At 44.2% G+C, this 22097-nt stretch carries 25 protein-coding genes and 1 tRNA gene; 25 read left to right on the top strand and 1 reads right to left on the bottom strand.

Features of this window, described 5'->3' with window-relative positions:
* The first annotated feature begins 316 nt into the window (after positions 1–316).
* The gene (lepB, locus tag B4J50_RS03970) at positions 317–835 is read left to right on the top strand and encodes a signal peptidase I (RefSeq protein ID WP_024821686.1); all 519 of its coding nucleotides are present in this window, start codon (positions 317–319) and stop codon (positions 833–835) included.
* Between the two features lie 84 nt (positions 836–919).
* Here lepB (B4J50_RS03970) and B4J50_RS03965 read toward each other — a convergent pair.
* Positions 920–1007 (bottom strand) — tRNA-Ser (locus tag B4J50_RS03965).
* Positions 1008–1104: 97 nt separating this feature from the next.
* Here B4J50_RS03965 and B4J50_RS03960 point away from each other — a divergent pair.
* The 24 genes from B4J50_RS03960 (at position 1105) to fliF (ending at position 22086) form a co-directional block, all read left to right on the top strand.
* Positions 1105–1593, top strand: a complete 489-nt coding sequence (locus tag B4J50_RS03960) for a CoA-binding protein (RefSeq protein ID WP_024821687.1) — start codon at positions 1105–1107, stop codon at positions 1591–1593.
* A gap of 144 nt (positions 1594–1737) precedes the next feature.
* Positions 1738–2163: an acyl-CoA thioesterase gene (locus B4J50_RS03955; protein ID WP_286847871.1), complete on the top strand. Its 426-nt coding sequence runs from the start codon at positions 1738–1740 to the stop codon at positions 2161–2163.
* A gap of 50 nt (positions 2164–2213) precedes the next feature.
* A complete protein-coding gene (gene iorA / locus B4J50_RS03950) occupies positions 2214–4064 on the top strand; it encodes an indolepyruvate ferredoxin oxidoreductase subunit alpha (RefSeq protein ID WP_024821689.1) in 1851 nt (616 codons plus the stop codon).
* Between the two features lie 4 nt (positions 4065–4068).
* Positions 4069–4623, top strand: a complete 555-nt coding sequence (locus B4J50_RS03945) for a 2-oxoacid:acceptor oxidoreductase family protein (protein ID WP_024821690.1) — start codon at positions 4069–4071, stop codon at positions 4621–4623.
* Entirely contained in the window at positions 4607–5134 is a 528-nt protein-coding gene (locus tag B4J50_RS03940; RefSeq protein ID WP_286953944.1) for a type II secretion system protein, read from the top strand. Before B4J50_RS03945 ends, B4J50_RS03940 begins: the two co-directional genes overlap by 17 nt.
* Positions 5135–5246: 112 nt before the next feature.
* Entirely contained in the window at positions 5247–5786 is a 540-nt protein-coding gene (gene lepB / locus B4J50_RS03935; RefSeq protein WP_024821692.1) for a signal peptidase I, read from the top strand.
* Between the two features lie 2 nt (positions 5787–5788).
* The gene (locus B4J50_RS03930; protein WP_286847875.1) at positions 5789–6625 is read left to right on the top strand and encodes a YlqF/YawG family GTPase; all 837 of its coding nucleotides are present in this window, start codon (positions 5789–5791) and stop codon (positions 6623–6625) included.
* The gene (locus tag B4J50_RS03925; protein ID WP_024821694.1) at positions 6610–7191 is read left to right on the top strand and encodes a ribonuclease HII; all 582 of its coding nucleotides are present in this window, start codon (positions 6610–6612) and stop codon (positions 7189–7191) included. Before B4J50_RS03930 ends, B4J50_RS03925 begins: the two co-directional genes overlap by 16 nt.
* A complete protein-coding gene (locus B4J50_RS03920) occupies positions 7192–8250 on the top strand; it encodes a flagellar hook-length control protein FliK (protein ID WP_024821695.1) in 1059 nt (352 codons plus the stop codon).
* Complete coding sequence (locus tag B4J50_RS03915; protein WP_286847877.1) at positions 8247–8519, top strand: EscU/YscU/HrcU family type III secretion system export apparatus switch protein; 273 nt, start codon at positions 8247–8249, stop codon at positions 8517–8519. The genes B4J50_RS03920 and B4J50_RS03915 overlap by 4 nt, the downstream gene beginning before the upstream one ends.
* 3 nt (positions 8520–8522) lie before the next feature.
* Positions 8523–8888, top strand: a complete 366-nt coding sequence (locus B4J50_RS03910) for a YraN family protein (RefSeq protein ID WP_024821697.1) — start codon at positions 8523–8525, stop codon at positions 8886–8888.
* Positions 8885–10387, top strand: a complete 1503-nt coding sequence (locus B4J50_RS03905) for a YifB family Mg chelatase-like AAA ATPase (RefSeq protein WP_286847879.1) — start codon at positions 8885–8887, stop codon at positions 10385–10387. The genes B4J50_RS03910 and B4J50_RS03905 overlap by 4 nt, the downstream gene beginning before the upstream one ends.
* Positions 10381–11484, top strand: coding sequence for a DNA-processing protein DprA (dprA, locus tag B4J50_RS03900; RefSeq protein ID WP_286847880.1), 1104 nt, complete (start codon positions 10381–10383; stop codon positions 11482–11484). The genes B4J50_RS03905 and dprA overlap by 7 nt, the downstream gene beginning before the upstream one ends.
* A 21-nt stretch (positions 11485–11505) precedes the next feature.
* Positions 11506–11778 (top strand): hypothetical protein, encoded by a 273-nt coding sequence (locus tag B4J50_RS03895; protein ID WP_286847881.1) that lies wholly within the window; start codon positions 11506–11508, stop codon positions 11776–11778.
* 12 nt (positions 11779–11790) lie between these two features.
* Positions 11791–13914: a type I DNA topoisomerase gene (gene topA / locus B4J50_RS03890; protein WP_024821701.1), complete on the top strand. Its 2124-nt coding sequence runs from the start codon at positions 11791–11793 to the stop codon at positions 13912–13914.
* Positions 13915–13917: 3 nt separating this feature from the next.
* Positions 13918–15234: a methylenetetrahydrofolate--tRNA-(uracil(54)-C(5))-methyltransferase (FADH(2)-oxidizing) TrmFO gene (gene trmFO / locus B4J50_RS03885; protein ID WP_024821702.1), complete on the top strand. Its 1317-nt coding sequence runs from the start codon at positions 13918–13920 to the stop codon at positions 15232–15234.
* 194 nt (positions 15235–15428) lie between these two features.
* Positions 15429–16319, top strand: a complete 891-nt coding sequence (locus B4J50_RS03880) for a tyrosine-type recombinase/integrase (RefSeq protein ID WP_024821703.1) — start codon at positions 15429–15431, stop codon at positions 16317–16319.
* The gene (gene hslV / locus B4J50_RS03875; protein ID WP_034326210.1) at positions 16312–16854 is read left to right on the top strand and encodes an ATP-dependent protease subunit HslV; all 543 of its coding nucleotides are present in this window, start codon (positions 16312–16314) and stop codon (positions 16852–16854) included. Before B4J50_RS03880 ends, hslV begins: the two co-directional genes overlap by 8 nt.
* Positions 16851–18266: an ATP-dependent protease ATPase subunit HslU gene (gene hslU, locus B4J50_RS03870; protein WP_024821705.1), complete on the top strand. Its 1416-nt coding sequence runs from the start codon at positions 16851–16853 to the stop codon at positions 18264–18266. Before hslV ends, hslU begins: the two co-directional genes overlap by 4 nt.
* A gap of 21 nt (positions 18267–18287) precedes the next feature.
* Positions 18288–19130 carry a GTP-sensing pleiotropic transcriptional regulator CodY gene (gene codY, locus B4J50_RS03865; RefSeq protein WP_034326212.1) on the top strand — a complete coding sequence of 281 codons (843 nt, stop codon included), beginning with the start codon at positions 18288–18290 and terminating at the stop codon, positions 19128–19130.
* 48 nt (positions 19131–19178) lie between these two features.
* Complete coding sequence (flgB, locus tag B4J50_RS03860; RefSeq protein ID WP_286847885.1) at positions 19179–19580, top strand: flagellar basal body rod protein FlgB; 402 nt, start codon at positions 19179–19181, stop codon at positions 19578–19580.
* Complete coding sequence (flgC, locus tag B4J50_RS03855) at positions 19580–19996, top strand: flagellar basal body rod protein FlgC (RefSeq protein ID WP_286847887.1); 417 nt, start codon at positions 19580–19582, stop codon at positions 19994–19996. The genes flgB and flgC overlap by 1 nt, the downstream gene beginning before the upstream one ends.
* A 162-nt stretch (positions 19997–20158) precedes the next feature.
* Positions 20159–20470, top strand: coding sequence for a flagellar hook-basal body complex protein FliE (gene fliE, locus B4J50_RS03850; protein ID WP_286847889.1), 312 nt, complete (start codon positions 20159–20161; stop codon positions 20468–20470).
* A 32-nt stretch (positions 20471–20502) separates the two neighbouring features.
* Positions 20503–22086, top strand: coding sequence for a flagellar basal-body MS-ring/collar protein FliF (fliF, locus tag B4J50_RS03845; protein ID WP_286847891.1), 1584 nt, complete (start codon positions 20503–20505; stop codon positions 22084–22086).
* The last annotated feature ends 11 nt before the right edge of the window (positions 22087–22097 follow it).

The raw sequence follows: 22097 nt of genomic DNA, 5'->3' as shown, positions 1-22097 counted from the left end.
GGGAAATATTACTGGTTTGTTCTAAAAGAGTAACCGTGGTGTTCGCGTATATATTTGGAAGAGCTGCAAGAATCTTTCTTGCAGCTCTTTTTTCTAAAAATGGTGATGGGGCAAAGGGGTGGACATCCAGAAACACGACTCGTGCCATAACTGATTTCAAATCAGCCGTCATCGACCATCCGATTCATCCTCCATTAGCGCTATTTTAAAAATGGCAACGAAAAAATAAAATATTTATTATATCGGGGAAAAACCATTCAAAGTCTTCAAAAAGGGATAAAATAATAAAGAGAAAACAAAAAGTGGAGGTAATTGTATGGCTGTTAAACCATGGTGGCGCGAGACCCTGGAAACCATTTTATGGGCAGTGGCTCTTGCTCTCATACTTCGGACTTTCGTTGTGCAATCCTATTGGATCCCAAGTGGCTCCATGATTCCTACCTTAGAAATAGGGGATCGTGTTATGGCTGCTAAATTTTGGTACCTTTTTTCGGAGCCGAAACGGGGACAGGTGGTAGTTTTTAAGTTTCCAGATGACCCCAAGAAAGATTTTGTCAAAAGGATTATCGCTTTACCAGGAGAAAAAGTGGAGATACAAGACGGAGTGGTGTATGTGGATGGATCAGCACTCGAAGAATCTTATGTGAAGAATCAAGATTCTGTTTCTATGCTTCCTTTGGTCGTTCCAGAAGGACATTACTTTATGATGGGTGATAACAGGCCTCATTCGTGGGATGGACGCTATTGGGATCATCATTTTGTCCCTAAAAAAGCCATGCGCGGACCTGCTTTTTTTCGCTTTTGGCCCCTTAGTCGAATTGGCATCCCGCGCTAATTATTTTCTCAAATAAGCAAAAATAAAAGAGAGGGAAGAGATTCCTTATTGTCTCTTCCCTCTCTTGTTTAAAATCCACAAAAATGGCGGAGGACAGAGGATTCGAACCCCTGAAGGCTCTCGCCTTAACTGATTTCAAGTCAGCCGCCTTCGACCACTCGGCCAGTCCTCCATCAGTGCCATATCCGAGCATGTATTATACACATTGGTTAGGTTACCGACAAGCCTTACGCTATAATTAAAAAAAGAGAAAGGAGAGATGATTCATTATGGAGGAAAAAGAGATAAAAAAGCGTATTCTTTGTACTTCATCTTCAATAGTGATAATCGGAGCTTCTTCTCGAGAAGAGCGACCGGTTTTTTCAGTTATGAAGTATCTAGCCGCTGTGGGGCATTCACTTTATCCAGTAAATCCTACATATGCCGGAGAAAAAATTCTTGGATTCTCGTGTGTTTCTTCGATTAAGGATCTCTCTGTTCCTGCAGATATAGTGGCTCTTTTTATCTCTCCTTCTCTTCAAAAAGATGTTGTAGAAGACCTCATATTATTTAAAGAACGCCTACGTGCTAAAAGAGGACCTGCGTTGGTTGACTCAATGGAAGATCCGATATTATTAAAAGAACATACTGTTATTTGGTTTCAGCCTGGATCTGAAAACCCATATTTTGAAGGTCTTCTTCAAGAAAAAGGGTTCCATGTAATAAGCCATGCTTGTATGATGATGGACCATAGACGGAACTGTTCGCAAATACGATAAAAAGAAGTATATTTTTTTTGAGAGAGTTTAATTTGCTGTTCTTTTTTTATCTATGGTATATAATTCTAAAAAGGACTCTTTCTTTGCTTCCCTTTTCAATGTATAAACATCTATCCGAAAATTTCTTTTCAAGGGGGCTTTTTTTTGCGTGAAGTCACGATTTCTTTACGCGTTCGATATGGAGAGACAGACCAGATGGGGGTTGTGTATTACGCTAATTACCTCACGTGGTTTGAGATAGGACGTACCGAGTACTGCCGAGCCCTGAGTACCCCCTATGTCCTTTGGGAAGAGAGAGGGGTTTTTCTGCCAGTAGTGGAAGTGCATTGTAGATATAAGGCATCTGCGTATTACGATGATGTTATTTGTGTTTCTACCTGGGTTCAGGAATTGAAACAGTCGAGTATAAATTTTTGCTATCGTGTTTTTCGGAAAGAGGATTCTAAGCTTTTAGTAGAAGGCTGGACTCGTCATGCTTTTGTTGATAAGGCGGGAAGGCTTCTGCGAGGAGCCCATCCTTTTTATCAATGGATTCAGAAATATGTAGAAGGGGAAGTCCATGAGGCGTAAGCTGGAGTTTAAAGTATTGCCCAGCGATGAATATGGAGGTGGCGTGTACGGTGAGCAAAAAAGCGATACTCTTAGGTAATGAAGCGATCGCTCGCGGTATAGTAGAGGCTGGATGTGCGGTTGCTACAGCATATCCAGGCACCCCTTCGTCTGAAATTTTGCCGGCAATTGCAAGTTTTGCAGATGAGTTGGGAACGTCTACAGCTGTAGAGTGGGGAGTCAACGAAAAGGTAGCTTTTGAAATGGCTACCGCGGCAGCTTTTACAGGGCTTCGCTCTTGCGCCGTAATGAAGCAAGTAGGGTTGAATGTAGCCGCAGACCCTTTTATGAGTGCTGCTCATTTTGATATGAAAGGTGGCATGTTGCTTGTTGTCGCCGATGATCCAGGTCCTCATAGTTCCCAGACAGAACAGGATAGCCGGTTTTTCGCTTATTTCGCTAAAGTCCCATGTTTTGATCCGGCCTCAGCAGAAGAAGCCAAGAAAATGGTTTTCGATGCGTATGAACTTTCTGAAAGACATCATATTATTGCCATGCTACGACCAAGTGTTCGAGTTGACCACTGTCGGCAAGATGTAGAATTGAGGGAAGTCCTTCCTGTTGCAGCAGATATTAAGTTTGAAAAAGACCCGGCACGGTGGGTTTGCCTCCCTGCTAGCGTGCGCATTAATCACCCCAAATTAAACAAGAAAAATGATGCCATTCGAGAGGAGTTTGAAACGCTCTATCCTCATTATAATTATGAGATTCCAGCAAAGGGCAAAGCTTCATTGGGGATTATCGCATCGGGAGTTTCTTTCTCTATAGTTATGGATATTATAAAATCTTGGGGGCGCACTGATATTTCTGTGCTTAAAATAGGCACTCCTGTCCCTCTCCCGGTTAAGATGGTGACTAATTTTATAGACCGGCATGAGAATGTTTTAGTTCTTGAAGAGCCCTATCCCGTTGTGGAAATGCAGCTTTTAGATCGCAGCAAGGTCAAAGGACGATGGAATGGTTTTGTTCCTAGAGCCGGAGAGCTTTTGCCTGAACTCATCGAAGAGATTGTATTAAAAGCTTTGGGTGAAGAGGTAGAGAACGCTGTCGATAGCGATTTAAAATCTGCCCTTGAAGATTTAAAGATTACCCCTCGAAAGCCCATGCTATGTCCTGGATGTCCGCATCGAGCAAGTGTTTTTTCTATACGACAAGCCATTCCTAATGCTATTAACCCTTCGGATATAGGGTGTTATACCCTTACGGTTAATCAAAAAGGCGCAGATGCTGTTATGGATATGGGAGCAGCTATAACTATGAGTTCGGGGCTTTTCCTGGCCCATAAAGTGGCGGGAAAGGAGCAGCCGATTGTAGCGACTATTGGTGATTCCACATTTTTCCATATGGGAATACCGGGCTTAGTTAGTGCTGTCTATAATAGGCACGCCTTCGTTTTGGGTATTTTGGACAACCGTACTACAGCTATGACGGGAGCTCAATCTAATCCATCTGTGGGAGATAAACTGCGCAAGGGCGATGAGGGGCAGGTTGTAGAAATTGAACACGTAGTGCGGGGATGTGGCGTTTCTTATGTGAAAACTCTTGAGGCTTATGACATTCAAAGTGGTAAGGAATTAGTGAAAGAAGCGTGGGAGCACGCTAGAACTCACAGGGAACCAGCTGTTCTTATTTTTAAACATCCATGTATGCTCCTTCGGGAAAAACAGGACAAAATTCCTGTTAACGTAGATCAAGATAAATGCATTGGATGTAAGTTCTGTATTAACTTCTTTAATTGTCCAGGACTTGTTTTTGATGAAGAGACCAAAAGAGCTTATATTGACGAGCGATTCTGTGTATCCTGCGGTGTTTGTACTCAAGTATGCCCTCACGGGGCTATAGTTCCGGTAGAGGAGGCGTAATCTTATGCAGTATGTCATCGTTGGAATAGGTGGGCAAGGGATTCTTTTTTCCACAAAAGTTTTAGGGCACATTGCTATGACTCGTGGCGAAAACGTTATGGGGAGCGAAGTCCACGGGATGGCACAGAGGGGGGGCTCTGTAATAAGTCATTTTAAGGTGGGAGACTATAAGAGCCCATTGGTAAAAGCAGGTGAAGCAGATGTGCTTCTCGCTTTTGATCAGAATGAGGCGATACGTAATCTTCAGTTTCTTCGTAAGGAGGGCAGTTTGGTCGTAAATGTTTTTGATGAAGCGGCTTTCCATAATGATCATCTTCAAGCATATTTAGAAAAAAGGAAAATCAAGTTATTTAAGATTAAAGGGTACGATATACTCAAAAACCATATGGGGGGCAATTTTCTGTTCTTAAATGTTTTGATTCTCGGAGCTCTTTGCGCGTCCGATGTAGCTAACGTGGAGATTGGGGAAGTTCGGGAAGCTATTAAACAGCTTTCACCTGGAAAGTTTGCGGAGGCTAACCTCAAGGTTTTGAACCTCGGATATGATGCACTGCTGTAAATGGAACAAAAGGTATTATCGAGGGAGCTCCCAAGGGCTCCCTCTTTTCGTTGGACGTGGGACTATTTTTGTTGAATTGCTCGTGGTCATTGCCGTTTTTTCCATTATTTCCGGTTCTTTACTTTTTTCTATTAAATATCCCTCTATATCACGATTGAAAGAAGTGGGAGCTCGTAGAGAAGCAGAACGCCTTGCCCTTTGGCTGGAATCCAGAATTGTTAGAGCACATTTTCTTCAGGAAGATTTCTCGATTCGTATATTGCCAGAGCATATTCCCGTAGATATAGTGAGGGTGAAGTGGAAGTCAATAAAATTGGAGAAGTATGAAGCTCACGGGGACGCGTGGTTTTATGTAAGTGGACGAAGTACCTTATATAGGTATAATCCGTATTGGCATACCCTTTCTCCAGCTCTCGTTTTAAATGTATTATCGGCACCGTACGGGGGGAAAGCCATATGTCGTATAGTTATATCTCCCCATTGTCGTGTGAGCATTAAAGACGGGATGTAATTTATATGCTATTAATTCTTGAAATCTGAAAAACCTTAGAGTATAAATATAGTTAATATTCTTCTCATTTAGAACCAATATATAATACTGCTGCAGTAAGGGGGGATGCTGCATGGCAGCGGTAAAACCATGGTGGAGAGAGATTGTGGAAACAATATTATGGGCTCTTGTCCTTGCTCTTCTCTTGAGGACGTTCGTAGTGCAGGCTTTTTGGATTCCGAGTGGCTCTATGCTTCCCACTCTAGCCCCAGGCGATCGGGTTCTCGTGGCCAAATTTTGGTATGCTCTTCAGAAACCGGAACGGGGAGAGATTTTTGTATTTAAATACCCATGGGACCCGAAACGAGACTTTGTGAAGCGCATTATAGGATTGCCTGGGGATACATTCGATATCCGGGAAGGGGTTGTTTATATTAACGGGCAGCCTTTAGCGGAAAGGTATGTGAAAAAACGAGATGATTTTTCTCTTTTCCCTAACATGATCTTTCCTCGAGTTCCAATTCACATTCCAGAGAAAATGTATTTTGCTATGGGTGATAATCGAGCTCATTCCCAAGATAGCCGCTATTGGGGATTTGTTCCAGAAAAAAATATACATGGACCAGTTTTTTTTCGATATTGGCCATTAAATAGAATAGGAGTTGTTCGTTAGTCGTGCCTCGTACAGTCTGGTATCCGGGTCATATGGCGAAAGGCAAGCGGAAGCTTGAGGAGTTGGCGAAAAAACTGGATTTGATTTTTGAAGTCCGGGATGCTCGTGCTCCCAATATGACGTCATCGCCTTTAACAGAAAGCTTTTCTAAAGTATGCCCTGTCTATATTATCCTTTCTCGCGCAGACCTTGCAGAGGAAGGCGCAACAAAAGCGTGGCTTCATTTCTTTAAAGAGAAAAAGAGAAAAGTATGGGCTTTAAACCTATTAGAGGGGAAGATAGAGCCGTTGCGCCGTGATATTCTTCGCCTTCGACCGCCCTATAGAGAGCTGAGAGTAGCGGTTATGGGTATTCCAAATGTAGGGAAGTCTCTTTTTCTGAACCTTCTTGTAGGGCGCAAACGCGCACAAGTCGGAGGGATCCCAGGTGTCACCCGTGGAGTATCTTGGTATAAAGGACAGGATATATTAGCAGTAGATTCTCCTGGTATCCTTGATCCTCGTTCCCATGTGGAGATACATCGCAGGTTAGCGTGGTTAGGGAGTAGCCGTCCCGATGTAATAGGAGGCTGTGATGCTATAGCTGTTTCTCTTCTTTCGTTTTTGAGGGAACGAGGTCTATGGCGCCTTATAGAGGACAAGTGGGGAATTCCGGATGAAGGGGAAGATAATCTTATCCTTCTTGAAAAGATAGGGCGGCGTCTTGGTTGTCTTGTAAGTGGAGGTCGAGTGGACTTGGCTCTTGCGGGGCAGCGGTTTATTGACGCCTTTGCCACGGGAAAATTAGGAAGGGTCACTTTAGAGTGGCCAGGGGAGCGATATCCATGGGAGATCGATTAATTGCGGGTGTGGATGAAGCAGGGAGGGGACCTTTGGCAGGGCCAGTAGTTGCCGCGGCTGTTGTTCTGTCTCAATCTCAAAAAATAGCCTTAGAAGCTATAGGTTTGAACGATTCTAAAAAATTAACAGCAAAAAAACGGGAAAAAATTTTTCATGTTATGCTTAATATAGGAGTACTTTGGAAGGCTCAGGCGGCTTCTGCAAAGCGTATTGATACTTTAAATATCTTACAAGCCTCTCTTTGGGCTATGAATCGTGCTGTACGAAAATTGCCCCTAGTTTTTGAAGAGGTTATTGTTGACGGAACTTTTTGTATTCCAGGCCTGGAGACCATTGTTCAAGAAGCTATTCCAAAAGCTGACGCTACTGTTCCTGAGGTGGCAGCTGCTTCTATTGTGGCAAAGGTGCTTAGAGATCGGGCTATGATAGCTCTTGATAAGATATATCCTGCCTATGGTTTTAAAAAACATAAAGGGTATCCTACTTCCGCCCATCGTCTTGTTTTGGCTCAAATAGGACCTTCTCCCATACACCGCCGAAGTTTTACATGGAAGGATCCGTCATAAATGAGTCATATAGAGGGTTTTTCGAGATCACCTGGGGGAAAAAATATCTCTGATGGGCTCAGATATACGGAAAGTGATGCAACACCCCGTCTAACGAAAGCTCTCTCGTTACGATCTATACCAAATGGAACAGTGGTAGAAGGGATGGTTCTTGATGCCCGATCGGGAATCTTTCTTGTCCGGATCGCTGGGCATGAGCTCCAAGCACAGGCAACTATGCCTTTGTTGGTGGGGCAGCGCTTTCGGGCTGTATGGGACGGATCTGGTCAGACCCCATTGCTTCGTCTTTGCGAGCAGGATATGGCTCTTCTTGGGGCTTTGCCGGAATCTCAGCGCTCTTTAGCTACAGCTCTTCTTCTAAGAGGTCTTCCTCTTTCACAGGATGTGGTGACACTTCTCCGCTTTGTATGGGGCCAGATGGGGAGTAAGGAGGCGTATATTGCACCTCTTGTAGAGTTGTGGGCGAGGGGAAGTACCTTGACACCCAAAAATGTTTCTCTTCTGATATGGTATGTAGGGTTGTCGCCAGAGATGTCGAGTCAACTTTGGAAAAATATACGTCGTCGCTTTCGGGAGGAGTTGCAACATGGGAGGAGTCCTTCAGAGGCGTTGAGAAGACTCAGAGATGAAGAAGGAGATATAGGACGTTTTGTGGAGGCACATAGCCTTCTTTCACAACCAGCGAGGCAGGGGATTGATCCTACATTGCTCATGCCTACATGGTGGCCTTTTTCTGATCAGGAAGACGAGCTTCCAGCCCATGTGAGGGTAGAAAAAAAGCAGGGGAAAGACGGGCGATCTTTCTGGCGAGTTGCTTTCGACATGCCAACTCGACGGTTAGGCAGGCTCACAGGAGAAGTTGTTACTGAGGGGAGCCAGTTAGGGGTGTCTATCAGGACGGAAAACTTTTTAACCCTTCGGCTGCTTCAGCGCAAAAAAACAGGCCTTCATGAAAAATTGGAAGAATTAAATCTCCATGTTCAATATATAACTGTATGTGAGGAAGAAAAAGAGAAGGAGAAAGAGCTTCTTCCAAGAAGGCTCGATATAGAGGCATGACGCTACGAAACTCTAAAAAAGAGGCAGCAGCCCTTTCGTATACCCCCCAAGAAGATAAAGCTCCAAAGGTCGTCGCATCAGGCGAAGGCTTTGTAGCGCAAAACATTATAAAGTTAGCTCGAGAGGCTAATGTTCCCATAGTGGAAGACGTTGCTTTAATATCTGCTCTCATGACGTTGGAGTTGGGAGAGGAAATTCCTGTAGAACTTTATGAGGCTGTAGCGCAAGTTCTCGCTTTTCTATATCAACTTGATAAAGGAGACGGATAAACTATGGATCATATAGAACTGGGGAAATGGGGAGAAGATATAGCCTGTTCCTATGTAGAAGATAAAGGATGGCGAATTCTCGACCGAAATGTGACCTTTCCCCGTGGAGAGCTGGACATAGTGGCCATAGATAAAGAAGAACTTGTTGTGGTGGAAGTTCGAACGCGTTCTGTGGGCGTTGTAATGTCACCGGAACAATCTGTAGGTCCTCAAAAAATATGTCGCCTTGTTCGAACAGGGCTTTCTTATGTTCAGGAAGCCCGCTGGAATGGCCCTTGGAGAATTGATATTGTAGGAATTACTGTAAATAATGGGCGGTACTCTTTAAGGCATACAGAGGATATAACGAGCGGGATGGGATATATGTGATTCCCATTTTAGGCGTTACTCTTCGAGGTATACAAGCTCTAAAAGTTGAAGTTGAAGTGGAAGTAACAGGTGGCTTATTTTACATCGCCGTTGTTGGTCTTCCCGACGCTGCTGTTCGAGAGTCTCGTGAAAGGGTTCGAGCAGCTCTCCGTTCTTTAAAAATTCCTATAAGAGGCAGAATAGCAGTAAATTTGGCTCCAGCAGACTGTCCCAAAGAGGGAGCTCTTCTTGACCTTCCTATTGCTCTTGGCATAGCTCGAAGGTTAGGAGTTTTTGTGATGAAAAAACCGGCTCTCTTTATGGGAGAACTTTCTCTTGATGGCCGTTTACGAAAAACTCGAGGGGCTGTTCCTGCTGCCCTTTTAGCGAAACGGCTGGGAATTCCTCTCTTTGTGCCTCAGGAAAATTCTTTTGAAGTTGCATTGGTTCCCGGTATTGAAGCTTATGGTATTACTACGTTACGTCAATTATTACATCACCTTACTGGCCGTAAAAAACTTTCTCCTATTAAAAAAAATCCCTTCCCAGAGGTGCCTGTTACTCCTGATCCCGACCTCTCCGACATAAAAGGCCAGGCTACAGCAAAGCGAGCTTTAGAAATAGCTGCTGCCGGTCATCATAATATACTTTTTGTGGGTTCTCCTGGAAGTGGAAAAACCATGTTAGCAAGAGCTATGCGAGGAATTCTTCCGCCTCTCTCTCATAAAGAACTTCTTGAAACCCTTCAGATACGGAGTACTGCTGGGCTTGATAGCGAAATCACCTCCCAACCTCCTTTTAGAACTGTCCATCCTACAGCCAGCACAGTCTCTGTTTGTGGTGGAGGAGCTTCTCTTCGTCCTGGGGAAGTCAGCTTGGCTCATAGAGGCGTTCTTTTTCTTGATGAATTTACAGAATTTCGCCGGGACATGTTAGAAGCGCTTCGACAGCCGCTAGAGGATGGTGAAATTGTTGTGAGTCGAGCTGTTGGAAGAGCCATTTTCCCCTGCCGAGTTTTGCTTATCGCTGTGTGTAATCCCTGTCGTTGCGGGTGGCATGGCGATCCTGTAGAGAGTTGCATCTGTTCTTCGTATGAGAGGGAAAGGTATAGACGAAAGTTATCTGGTCCTATACTCGATCGTATTGACCTTCATGTGGCTATCCCAAGGCTTTTGCCAAGAGAGCTTGTTTCTTTTCGGGAAAAGCAGGGAGAAACAAGTGCTACCGTTCGTAAACGGGTATGCAAGGCTCGAGAACGGCAATGGCGTCGATGGGGGAACATGGGGTATTTTAATAATGCCGAATTGCCAGAGAGGATTGTACGACGAGGGCTGCGACTAAACTCGGATGTACGACCTTTCCTGTTGAATATGGTTGATCGCTTGCGGTTATCGGGGCGAGGCATTAGCCGAGTCTTAAAGGTTGCCAGGACTATTGCCGACCTTGATGAGTCCTCGTCTGTAAAGGCTCAGCATATAGCAGAAGCCCTCGCTTACAGGAAGGGGAGCATTGCATGTTGACTCCTAGTCAGGAAGCCCTTTTAATCGTCAATGCTTTGGGAGGAGATCGTCGTCTTTGGCATCGACTTGTGTCTACAAAAGAAAACCTTTATGATCTTATTTCGGGAAAACCTTCTTGTAATCAAAAGAAAGCGTTGACAGAAAAAGCTCTAGCACTGTTGTACTCTTGTGTCAGAAAGGGATGGGCACAAAGAGAGGTTGAACGGTGTTGTAGTGAAAACATAAGAATCCTTTTTTGGGGTGAGAAGAATTTTCCTTCACATTTGTTGAATCTTAAAGATACCCCTCTTGTTCTTTATGTACGTGGACATCTAGCTCCTCAAAAAAGAAAAGTTGCTGTTGTTGGAACTCGCAGAAGCTCTTCTTACGGCCAGCATATAGCACAAGCTCTTGGAAAATTGGGGGCACGACAAGGTTGGATTCTTCTGAGTGGAGGGGCTTTGGGTATTGATGGGGCAGCTCACGGTGGCTGTCTTGAAGAAGGAGGTCAGACTATAGCTGTTCTTGCTCATGGTCTCGACCATGTTTATCCTCAGGGACATAAAGAACTTTTTCATCATATCCTTGACGATGGTGCGCTTATAACAGAATATCCTTTAGGGGTCCGTCCCGCCCCGTGGCATTTCCCCAAGCGAAATCGTATTATAGCGGGCCTGGCTGATAAAATTGTTGTTGTTGAGGCTCCTCAGCGGAGTGGTGCAATAATAACAGCTCGACTCGGTTTGGAGATGGGAAAAGAAATATGGGCTGTTCCAGGAAGAATTGATGAAAAAGTTTGTTGGGGGTCTAATAAGCTTATTTACGATGGGGCGTATCCTTTGGTGAGTCTCGAGGATTTTTCTGAAACTTTGGGTTCAGTACAGCTCGATTTCTCATCACCTTTATGTGAGAAGAAGAATGTTTCTTCTTGCAATATGACTGAAAAAGAACAAAAAATTCTTGAATTACTACGATCTAAAGGGGATCGTACGGTTGACAACCTGTCTGCTGAAGGTAAAATGACTGCCGCTGATGTTATCATCAGCATAAGTAATCTATCTGCTATGAATCTTATTTATCAATCTGGTCCAGGCAGATGGCGAGCTAGTTTAAGTTGAGGATCAAAGGAGCGAATAGATTTGACGCGATTGGTACATGACCTCGAGAGAATCTATCTTACGGAAGAAACGTTAAAGTTGGCATACCGTTTTCTTATTACGGAGGAATTCCCTAGAGATATTGTAGAACTTGCTATAGAGGATGCGATTATGGTAGGGCAAGTACAGGGACATCACGTAGATGCCAGATACTTTATGAGTATTATAGAACGAGCTGTAGATTCTGATATTGTGGCTTCGGCCCTCATTTCCTCTTTTTCTAGCGGAACTAAAGGCCACCATTTTATACATTAAAGGAGGATCCCGATGGGTAATAAGGAAACCGGGAAGATTCTTGTTGTAGTAGAGTCCCCTACAAAGGCTAAAACTCTATCAAAAATATTGGGATCAAAGTATACCGTTAAAGCTAGTATTGGACATATTAAAGATCTTCCTAAAAGTAGAATAGCTATTGACATTGAAAATAACTTTGAGCCGGAATACATACTGGTGAAAGGTAAAGCGAAGATAAAGAATGAATTGATCAAGCTGGCGAAAAATAGTCAAAAGATTCTTCTTGCCTCAGACCCTGACCGAGAAGGAGAGGCTATATCGTGGCATTTATGTGATATTTTGGGAATAGACCCCCATACGCCTTGCCGTGTTCGTTTCTACGAGGTTACACCGAAGGCAGTAAAAGAAGCTATTAAGAAACCAGAGACCATCGATTTGAATCGAGTCAACGCTCAGCAGGCGAGACGTGTTCTCGATCGCCTTGTAGGGTATACCCTCAGTCCGTTGCTCTGGAAGAAGGTTCGATATGGCCTCTCTGCAGGGCGGGTACAGTCTGTTGCCCTCGACCTTATTTGTAAAAGAGAGAGGGAAATTCAAAATTTTGTTCCAGCAGAATACTGGAACCTTGATGTCTCTGCTACATCCGAAGACGAAAAACGCTCATATTCCTTAAAAGTTATGAGTTTTGAAGGAAAGTCCTATTGGAAAGAAGGCAAGTCTCTTCTTATCTCTAGTGAAACTGAAGCTTCAAAAATTGCTCAGGATATAGCAAACCTCCCCCTTAAAGTTTCAGAGTATAAAGTGAGGAAGGGAACACGCAAACCATTGCCCCCTTTTAAAACAAGTACTCTCCAGCAAGAGGCGGCACGAAGGCTGGGTTTTTCCCCTCGACGGACTATGAGCATAGCGCAGTCGCTTTTTGAAGGAGTGACTATCCCAGGACGTGGTCCGGTAGGATTGATTACATATATGCGTACTGATAGTTTGCGTTTAGCCCCAGAAGCTATAACTGGGGTAAGGAACTACATAGCGGGACATTTTGAAGAGGCATATCTCCCCAAATCCCCCAACTTTTTTGCTTCAAACGGACGAAGCCAGGATGCTCATGAAGCCATACGCCCTACAGATGTGACTCTTTCTCCAGAAGATCTCAGTACTGTCCTCTCTTCAGAGCAGCACCGTCTTTACTCATTAATTTGGAAACGTTTCGTCGCTTCTCAGATGACTCCTGCTATAGTTGCGAATGCAATCCTTGACGTTGAAGCAGGACCATATGGTCTTAGGCAGACAGGAGAGACCCTTCTTTTTGAAGGTTGGGGCTCTCTTTGGCCATTGGATTTGAAAGGCGGACGGCTAGATCCTGCGCAGGAAGGCGAGGAACTTCTTTTTAAAGAAGTGGTGAAAGAACAAAGGTTTACGAAGCCAGCGGCGCGCTATTCCGATGCTTCTCTCATTAAAACTCTTGAAGAAAAAGGTGTTGGGCGTCCCTCCACGTACGCGAGTATAGTGGAAACATTGTATGATCGTGGATATGTAGAGAAGAATGAAGAGAAACGTCTTGAACCTACGGGATTAGGAATGACAGTGGATGATTTCCTTTTGAAGTATTTCGATTCAGAAAGCAAGTCACCCATAATAGATACGAGCTTTACGGCGCAGATGGAAGCAAACCTTGACCGTATAGAAGAAGCCCAGCTTGAATGGGTGGATGTGGTGCGTTCTTTCTGGGACGGTTTTATCCTAACATTGGAAGAAGCCAAGAAAGCTTCTAATGTAGAGCTCCCAGAGCCTGAACCTATAGGTGAAGATTGTCCGGAATGCGGGAAGCCTTTGGTTAAAAAGCGGGGGCGTTTTGGAGAATTTATTGCTTGTTCAGGCTATCCTGAGTGCCGCTATACTCGACCTATTTTAAAAACCATAGGTGTTCCATGTCCTATTTGTGGAGAGTCAGAACAAGGTGAAGTTGTACGGCGTAGAAGTAAGAAAGGGAAATTTTTCTATGGTTGTTCCAGATACCCTGAGTGTAAGTTTGTTTCATGGAACGAGCCTACCGGGGAAAGATGTCCAGAGTGTGGTACTCCTCTTACACGTAAAAATAAAAGGAGCGTACCTGAGTGTCAAAAGTGCGGATGGAAGAAAGAGAAGGAGAAAAAATAGCAAATGAGACAAGAAAAAGAGATTACTATCATAGGTGGTGGTCTTGCTGGTAGTGAGGCAACGTGGCAACTTGCAAAGCGGGGAGTAGCCGTAACCCTTTTGGAAATGCGTCCTGAAGTGAAAACTCCGGCGCACCAGACAGGACTTATGGGTGAACTGGTATGCAGTAATTCCCTTGGTGCTGATGATTTTTCAAGTGCAGCGGGAATATTAAAAGCAGAATTGAGATGTCTCGACAGCCTTATTATGGAGGCTGCTGATCATTCAGTAGTGCCTGCGGGGAAGGCGTTAGCGGTGGATCGAAAGGAATTTGCTTCGTATATCACTGAAAAAATCTCCTCCCACCCCTTAGTACGTATAGAGCGTAAAGAGGTTATAGCTATTCCCGATGGGATGTCGATTATAGCTACAGGGCCATTAACAAGCCCCACCTTGGCGAGAAAAATACAGCAATTGTCAGGTCAGGAGAACCTCTCTTTTTTCGATGCTGTAGCACCAGTAGTGTTTCACGATTCCATTGATATGGATCGGGCATATCGAGCTGGACGGTATGGGCAAAGGGCGGACTATATTAATTGTCCAATGAATAAAGAGGAATATGTGACCTTTGTAGAAGCTCTTACTACGGCGGAGAGAGCTCCTCGTCACGATTTTGAAAAAGATGTTCATTATTTCGAGGGGTGCTTACCAGTAGAGGTTATAGCCTCCAGAGGAATAGATACTTTGCGTTTTGGTCCTCTCCGTCCAGTAGGGCTGCCAGACCCTTCTTCCGGCTGCGAACCCTATGCAGTAGTCCAACTTCGTCAAGATAATGCTGAAGGTTCCCTCTATAATCTGGTAGGTTTTCAGACAAGCTTAAAATGGGGGGAGCAAGATCGGGTTTTTCGCCTTATACCTGCATTGGAAAGAGCAGAATTTGCTCGTTATGGTGTAATGCATAGAAACATTTATGTTAATGCGCCTAAAGTTCTCGACCGATACCTTCGTTTTCAGAAGCATGAAACACTTTTCCTTGCAGGGCAGATAACAGGAGTGGAAGGATATTTAGAAAGTACAGCCATGGGGCTCGTAGCTGGTTTGAATATGGCTTCTCTTGTAAAAGGAAAAGACCTCCCTTCTTGGCCAGCTGAGACTGGGATAGGGTCTCTCTTGCGCTATCTTCAGGAAACAGATCCTGAAGTTTTTCATCCGATGAATGTCAACCTCGGAATATTCCCCCCCTTAGGAGAAAAGATTCGAAAACGTGCGGAGCGATGCCAAAAAGTAGGGTTACGTTCCATGAAAGCCTTGGATTTTTTCTTAAAATCTCTCCCGCAATAAAGCCTTTTCACCTCTTAAAAAAGAGTCTTATGTTGTATAATGTATATTAATCAATTCTACTTATTTGCGAATCTTTCGTGTCGTTGGATTTTTTATTTTTTTATGTAAGTACATATTGCAAAAATTTAAATTTTTAGTATTTTTATTGTTTAGAAAAGTAGAAAGTGTGCTGAAAAAAATGGTAAAATGTCATCATGGTTGAAAAGTTATCATCTGCGTTGGATTATTATTTGGAACAGATGCGTTTTGCCAAAAGTATGTCCTTGAATACAATAGAGAATTACGCTATTGATCTGAATCAGTTCGCTCATTACCTTTTGGAACAAAACGTAACTTCTGTTCATGATGTGGATGCTCGTTTGATCCGAGAATATTTGCGAATCCTTGCTTCTTTTGGCTATGCTCGTACTTCTGTGGCCAGGAAATTGTCGGCTATAAAAAGCTGGTTTTCTTTTTTGGTGGGGAAAAAAGTTTTAACCCGCGATCTAGCGAAGAATATTAAAGGACCACGACTTCCAGCTAGATTGCCCAGAGCTCTGAGCATCGAACAGGTTGCATCCATGATAGAAGAAGGAACTCAGAAGGGGACAGACCCAATTCGAGATCGTGCTATTTTAGAACTTTTGTATGGTTGTGGCCTTCGGATTGGGGAATTGGCCATTCTTCGTTGGGAGGATACAGACCTTTCGGAACGATGGATTCGGGTACAGGGAAAAGGAAGTAAGGAACGGATGCTCCCTGTAGGGAGACTTGCTGTTCAGGCTCTTTTGGCATGGAGAGATGAATGTGAACAAAAGAGCCCTTTTTTGTTTCCAGGGGAGGAAGAGGGGCATCTTGCTATTCGCACAATTCGAAGAGTTGTTGTTCGAGCGGCTCGGCGGGTAGGCCTTTCTGGAGTAACTCCTCATATGCTTCGCCATAGCTTTGCTACTCATATGTTGGAAGGCGGAGCCTCTATTCGCGTAATGCAGGAACTGTTAGGGCACGAAAGTCTTATAACAACACAACGTTATCTTACTGTAACGGCGGAACATTTAAAAGAAAGTTACTATAAGGCTTTTTCTAGTATAAGAGGAGATGATTGAGCTGTTTAAGGGAACTACTGTTCTGTGCGTTCGTCGAGGGCAGACAGTTGCTATGGCTGGAGATGGTCAGGTTACTCTCGGGGATCAGATCATTAAAGCTGGTGCTCGTAAAGTCCGTCGTCTTTATAAAGGGAAAGTGATTGCTGGTTTCGCTGGGAGTACAGCTGATGCCATGACATTGTTAGAGCGTTTTGAGACCCGTCTCGAAGAAAACAGTGGAGATTTAATGCGGGCAGCTGTCTCTCTTGTAAAGGAGTGGAGACTTGATCGGGCACTAAGAAAGCTCGAAGCGCTCATGCTTGTGGCAGATAAAGAGCATACCCTTCTCCTTTCAGGGGCTGGTGATGTCCTTGAACCAGAACATAATGTGGCTGCTATTGGATCAGGCGCTGGTTTTGCCTTGGCAGCGGCGAGAGCTTTTTTGGAAGCAAGTGATTGGGAGGCCCCAGAAATAGCGAAACGTTCTATTGAGTTGGCTGCAGATATTTGTATTTATACAGATAAAGAAGTAACGGTTGAGGTGATTGGAGAATGATAATAGTACCAAAGGAGGGACACAATCTGACCCCTCGCCTTATAGTGGAATTCCTCGATCGTTATATTGTAGGACAAGATAGGGCTAAGAAAGCAGTGGCAATTGCTCTTCGTAATCGAATTCGACGCCGGAATCTTCCACAAAACTTGGCTAATGAGATTGCTCCTAAAAACATTCTCATGGTAGGGCCCACAGGTGTGGGCAAAACGGAGATCGCCAGAAGACTGGCTGATCTTACGCAAGCTCCTTTTGTGAAAGTTGAAGCTACGAAATTCACAGAAGTAGGCTATGTAGGGCGAGATGTAGAATCTATGATTCGCGATCTCGTAGAAGCTGCTGTTGCCATGGTTAAGAAAAATAAGATAGAAGAAGTTCAAGCTCCGGCAGCGGAGAGGGCCGAGCTGCGTCTTGTAGATGTCCTTATTCCTAAACCGGAACGTCGACCAGGTGTTCCTGACTTTATGAAAATTTTTTCAGGAAAAGCAGAAGAACCGGAGACTGTTTCGGCTTCAGAAGAAGATCAGATTCGGGAATCTACCCGTAATAAAGTTCTTTCTCTACTAAAAGCAGGAAAACTCGATGAGCGAGAGGTTGAGTTGGAAATTACCGAAAATGCAATGGCTGCCGCTATCCCCCTTCTTGGTGGAGCAGGTATGGATTCTATGGGAATGAATATTAGTGAGATGTTAGGAGGGCTCTTGCCCAAGAAGACCAAGAAAAGACGTATGAAAGTAGCAGAGGCCCGTAAAATATTGCAGGCAGAAGAGGCAGAAAAACTCATTGATATGGAAAGTGTTGCTAATATCGCTTTAGAGAAGGCACAAGAAGAAGGCATCGTGTTTATAGATGAACTTGACAAGGTCGTGTCGAAAGGGACATCGAGTGGTCCTGATGTTAGCAGGGAAGGGGTACAGAGAGATCTTCTCCCTGTAGTAGAAGGTTCTTCTGTACAAACAAAGTACGGCATAGTTAAAACCGATCATATTCTTTTTATAGCTGCAGGAGCTTTTTCAAGCGTTAAACCTTCGGATCTTGTCCCAGAGCTTCAAGGGCGTTTCCCCATTCGCGTAGAACTTCAACCTCTGGGTAGAGAGGAATTAGCAAGGATTCTGGTAGAGCCGGAAAATAGTCTCATAAGACAATACCAGGCTTTAATCAGCACTGAGAATGTGGATATACAATTTTCCGACGATGCCATCCAGGAAATTGCCATTATGGCTGAAAGAATGAATTCGGAAATGGAAAATATCGGCGCTCGTCGTCTTCATACCATGATTGAACAGCTTTTGGAGGATATTAGCTTTACGGCACCGGAGCGACAGGGAGAGGCTATTCACATTGACTCTCAATTTGTGCGAGAAAGACTCTCTCCTCTCATGGAAGATACAGACTTGCGGAAATATTTGCTTTAAAAATATCAGGAGGGATTAATAATGGTGAAAGGTGAGAAGAAAATGGTGGATAAAAACTCTATTATAGTCGAAGATCCAGCAATGAAAGATTTGCTTGAAAAGACGAGACAGGTAGGAAGAGCCCTTCAAAGCAGACGGGAAGGGACAAAACCAGATTATAACAAACTGGCAAAGCTTCTTTGCGAATTTTCTACCGCAAATGTCTATATTATTAATAGAGACGGACGAATTTTAGGCCATTCTTGGGTCAGTGAATATCATTCAGAGGCAGTAGCCAATTTCCTTGAGAGAGGATATATGCCTGAGAATTTTGTTGAAAGGATGAACCAGCATCGAGAGTCTATATTGAGCGAGACAGATGGTTATCTTTTTGATGATGAAGTAACAACTGAAGATGCTCCAGAGAAACACACTCTTTATGTTCCTATTTATGGTTCAGCTGAACGTTTGGGAACGTTGTTATTGGTTCGTTTCTTTGAGCCTTTTTACATGAAAGATCTTATTTTGGCAGAGTATCTGGCAACTCTTGTTGGTATTGAAATTCTTCATGACCGTACCAAACTCATTGAAGAGCGAGCACGAGAGCGACTTGTTGTTCAGATGGCCATGCGGGCTCTCTCTTACTCTGAAGTCGAATCGATAAAGCATATTATTGCGGAACTTGGGGCTCATGAGGGAGTTGTAATAGCCAGTAAAGTCGCAGATAGAGTAGGAGTAACCCGAAGTGTTATCGTCAATGCTTTAAGAAAGCTCGAAAGTGCCGGTATTATAGAGAGCCGCAGTTTAGGAATGAAGGGGACGTTTATAAAGATTCTCAGCCCACTTTTCGTAGAGGAGCTGGGAATGTTTTTGCCCCAGGCATAAAGTCTGAGAAAGAAAAGGCCGATATTACTTTCAGGGGGGTGATTAGCTGTGATTGTCGATAAAGCGTGGAAGGTGGCAGAAAAAGACCTCGAAGGTCTAGCTCGACGTTTTCAGGCTGTGGGGAGCAATCTGGCTAACGCCAATACTCCGGGATACGGGCGAAAAGAAATTTCTTTTGAAGATCAGCTAAAAAAAGTTGTTTTTGGTCCGGATACGTTGCTTCTTGAGGTGACACATAATAAACATATTCCGACAGGACCTTTGAATATTAACGCTGTCCAGCCTTTGGATCATCAGATTTATGACGAGAAAGTGCGGCTTGACAGCAATAATGTAGATGTGGAAATAGAGATGGCTAAAATGGCGGAAACCCGCCTTGCTTATCAGGCCATGACAAGGTTGATGGGCAAGAAGAGTTCCATGTATCGTCTTGTTATAGGAGGCCGGTGATGAGAGTATTTCGCACAATTGACATAGCCGGGAGTTCTTTAACTGCCCATAGGTTATGGATGGATGTGATTGCTTCCAATCTGGCAAATGTGAATACGACTCGAACAGAAACAGGTGGTTCTTATGCTCGCAAAACTCCTGTTTTTGCCGAAATTCTGGCAACGGAGGAAAAAAGACAGTGTGGTGGAGGCGTGAGAGTTGTAGATATAGCAGAAGATACGCAACCTCCCCGTCTGGTTTATCAGCCAGACCACCCAGATGCAGATGAGCGGGGGTATGTGGCTTATCCTAATGTAAATGTAGTTCGAGAAATGGCAGATATGATGACAGCCAGCCGATCATACGAGGCGAATTTGGCAGTAGCGGATGGAGTTAAGAATATGTGGAATGGGGCCTTGGATATCCTCCGCGGCTAAGAATTTTAAATTAAACCATAAGGCCTACATGACTTCCTTCTGGGGACACAGCATGTGTCCCCTTTTTTGTCGTTGCGAAGTGAAATGATATGCTAAAATTAAACAGTTGCTTTCATAGGATAATTTATACATTATTTATTAAATCTCGTGAGGAGGGTTTTTATGGATCTTGTTCGGCTTGATCTCAACAAATTCGGCCCTCAAGTTGAAAAGAAAAGCGCTCTGTCTACTGTGGATGGCAACTGCACGCAGCATCCTTCTTTCGAAGATATTCTTACCCAATCTCTCGTAAAGGTTAATGATCTTCAGCAAGATGCAGATGTTATGGTTCAAAAGCTTGCTGTTGGTGATGTAGATGACGTGTCGACGGTGGTTCTTTCCGTTCAAAGAGCAGAGATGGCGTTGCGAATGATTACCGAGGTCCGAAATAAACTTTTGGACGCATACCAGCAGCTCGCCCGCATGCCGGTTTAGTTTCTATTCCTTTATAATATAAGATAATTGAGATGAATGAGCTTATTCAGTTAAAGAATAGATTTCTCACATTTTGGTCCTCGCTTAGACAATGGCAGAAGTGGTCTATCATGGGAGCTGCCGTATTGGTTGTGGCTGCTCTTTTATTGCTGATTCTCTGGGGAGGGCGTCCTGTCTATGAGCCCCTTTTTGCCAATCTCGATGTAAGCGATGAGGCCTCAATTGTGGCCTATCTTAAGGAACAGAAAGTACCCTACCGATTAGATCCTGCGGCGAATGCCATCTTGCTTTCTAAAGATCAAGTTTATGAGGTCCGTTTGGCCCTTGCTCAACAAGGATTGCCCAAGGGAGGCAATGTTGGGCTTGAACTTTTTGATGAAGCTAAGATGGGCATGAATGAATTTCAACAGCGAGTAACGTTCCTCAGGGCTCTTGAAGGGGAGTTGGCCCGAACAATTAGCCAGGTAGAAGCTATAGAATATGCAAAGGTAAATATTGTAATCCCAGAACAACATCTTTTCCTTGAACAGCAGCAACCTTCTACGGCTTCTGTTCTTGTTCGTTTGAAGCCTGGCAGGGAAATTGGGCCGAATCAAGTAAAAGCCATAGTTCATCTTGTATCTCATAGTGTTGAGGGGTTGACTCCAGAGTATGTTACAGTAGTAGATACGAGCGGTAAGGTGCTTTCAGATCTCTTGGATCAGGAGCTTTTTGTTTATACACAGTCGGGAGTTGGGCAAACGGTTTCTTCCGTACAACGAGAGCTCGAGCGTCAACAAGAGAAAGAATTGGAACATAAAGTTCGCCAAATGCTTGAGCGAGTGTATGGGCCGGGCCATGTTGTTGTTCGGGTAAAAGTAGATCTTGACTTTGATAAGAAACAAAGTCGGCAAAAAGATTATGTCCCAGGATCAACGGGAAAAGGCGTTCTTCGTAGCCAGCAGAATATGGAAGAAAGTTTCACTGGTACAGGTTCTCCTGTGGGAGGTGCCCCTGGCACAACCACAAATATACCGGGCTACGCTATCGGAGCTCCTTCTAGTGGTATGAACGAATACAATAAGACAGATGTGGTGAGTAACTATGAGATTTCTACGCGAGAGAGCGAGAAAATAGATACACCGGGGGCTGTCCGGCGATTAACGGCATCTGTTCTTGTAGATGCGGAGCTTGATGAAAATAGGAATGAAGAGCTTCGAAATCTTGTTGCTCCTGCTTTAGGGCTGGATGTAAATCGTGGGGACCAGTTAGTGATACAGGGGATGAAGTTCTCCACTACCTTGGCAGATGCGCTGAAGGAACAAATGCAACAAGAGCGCCGTGCACGTCTCATTATGTTCCTTGTGGGCTTGGCGATTCTATTGCTTGTGTCTGCACTCGGAGCTCTTTGGTGGGTGCGAAGGAGAAAAACTCTTCGTCAACAGAAAGGGATGGGGACAGGTTCTGTAGAGAGTGGGAACGCTATCCCTTCGATTCAGGACCTTCTTGCATCGCCAGAGCTCTTGGAATCACAAGGAGAGCTGGCTGTTCTTGAAGAACAGTTGCGCGCATATGCGAAAAACAAACCTGAAGAGGTCGCGAGCTTGGTTCAAGAGTGGATTTCTGAAGATATGTAGATAGAGGGGTA

The organism is Aminobacterium sp. UBA4908 (assembly GCF_002398115.1).
Lineage (GTDB): Bacteria > Synergistota > Synergistia > Synergistales > Aminobacteriaceae > Aminobacterium > Aminobacterium mobile.
This window is presented reverse-complemented; position numbering and strand designations above follow the sequence as displayed.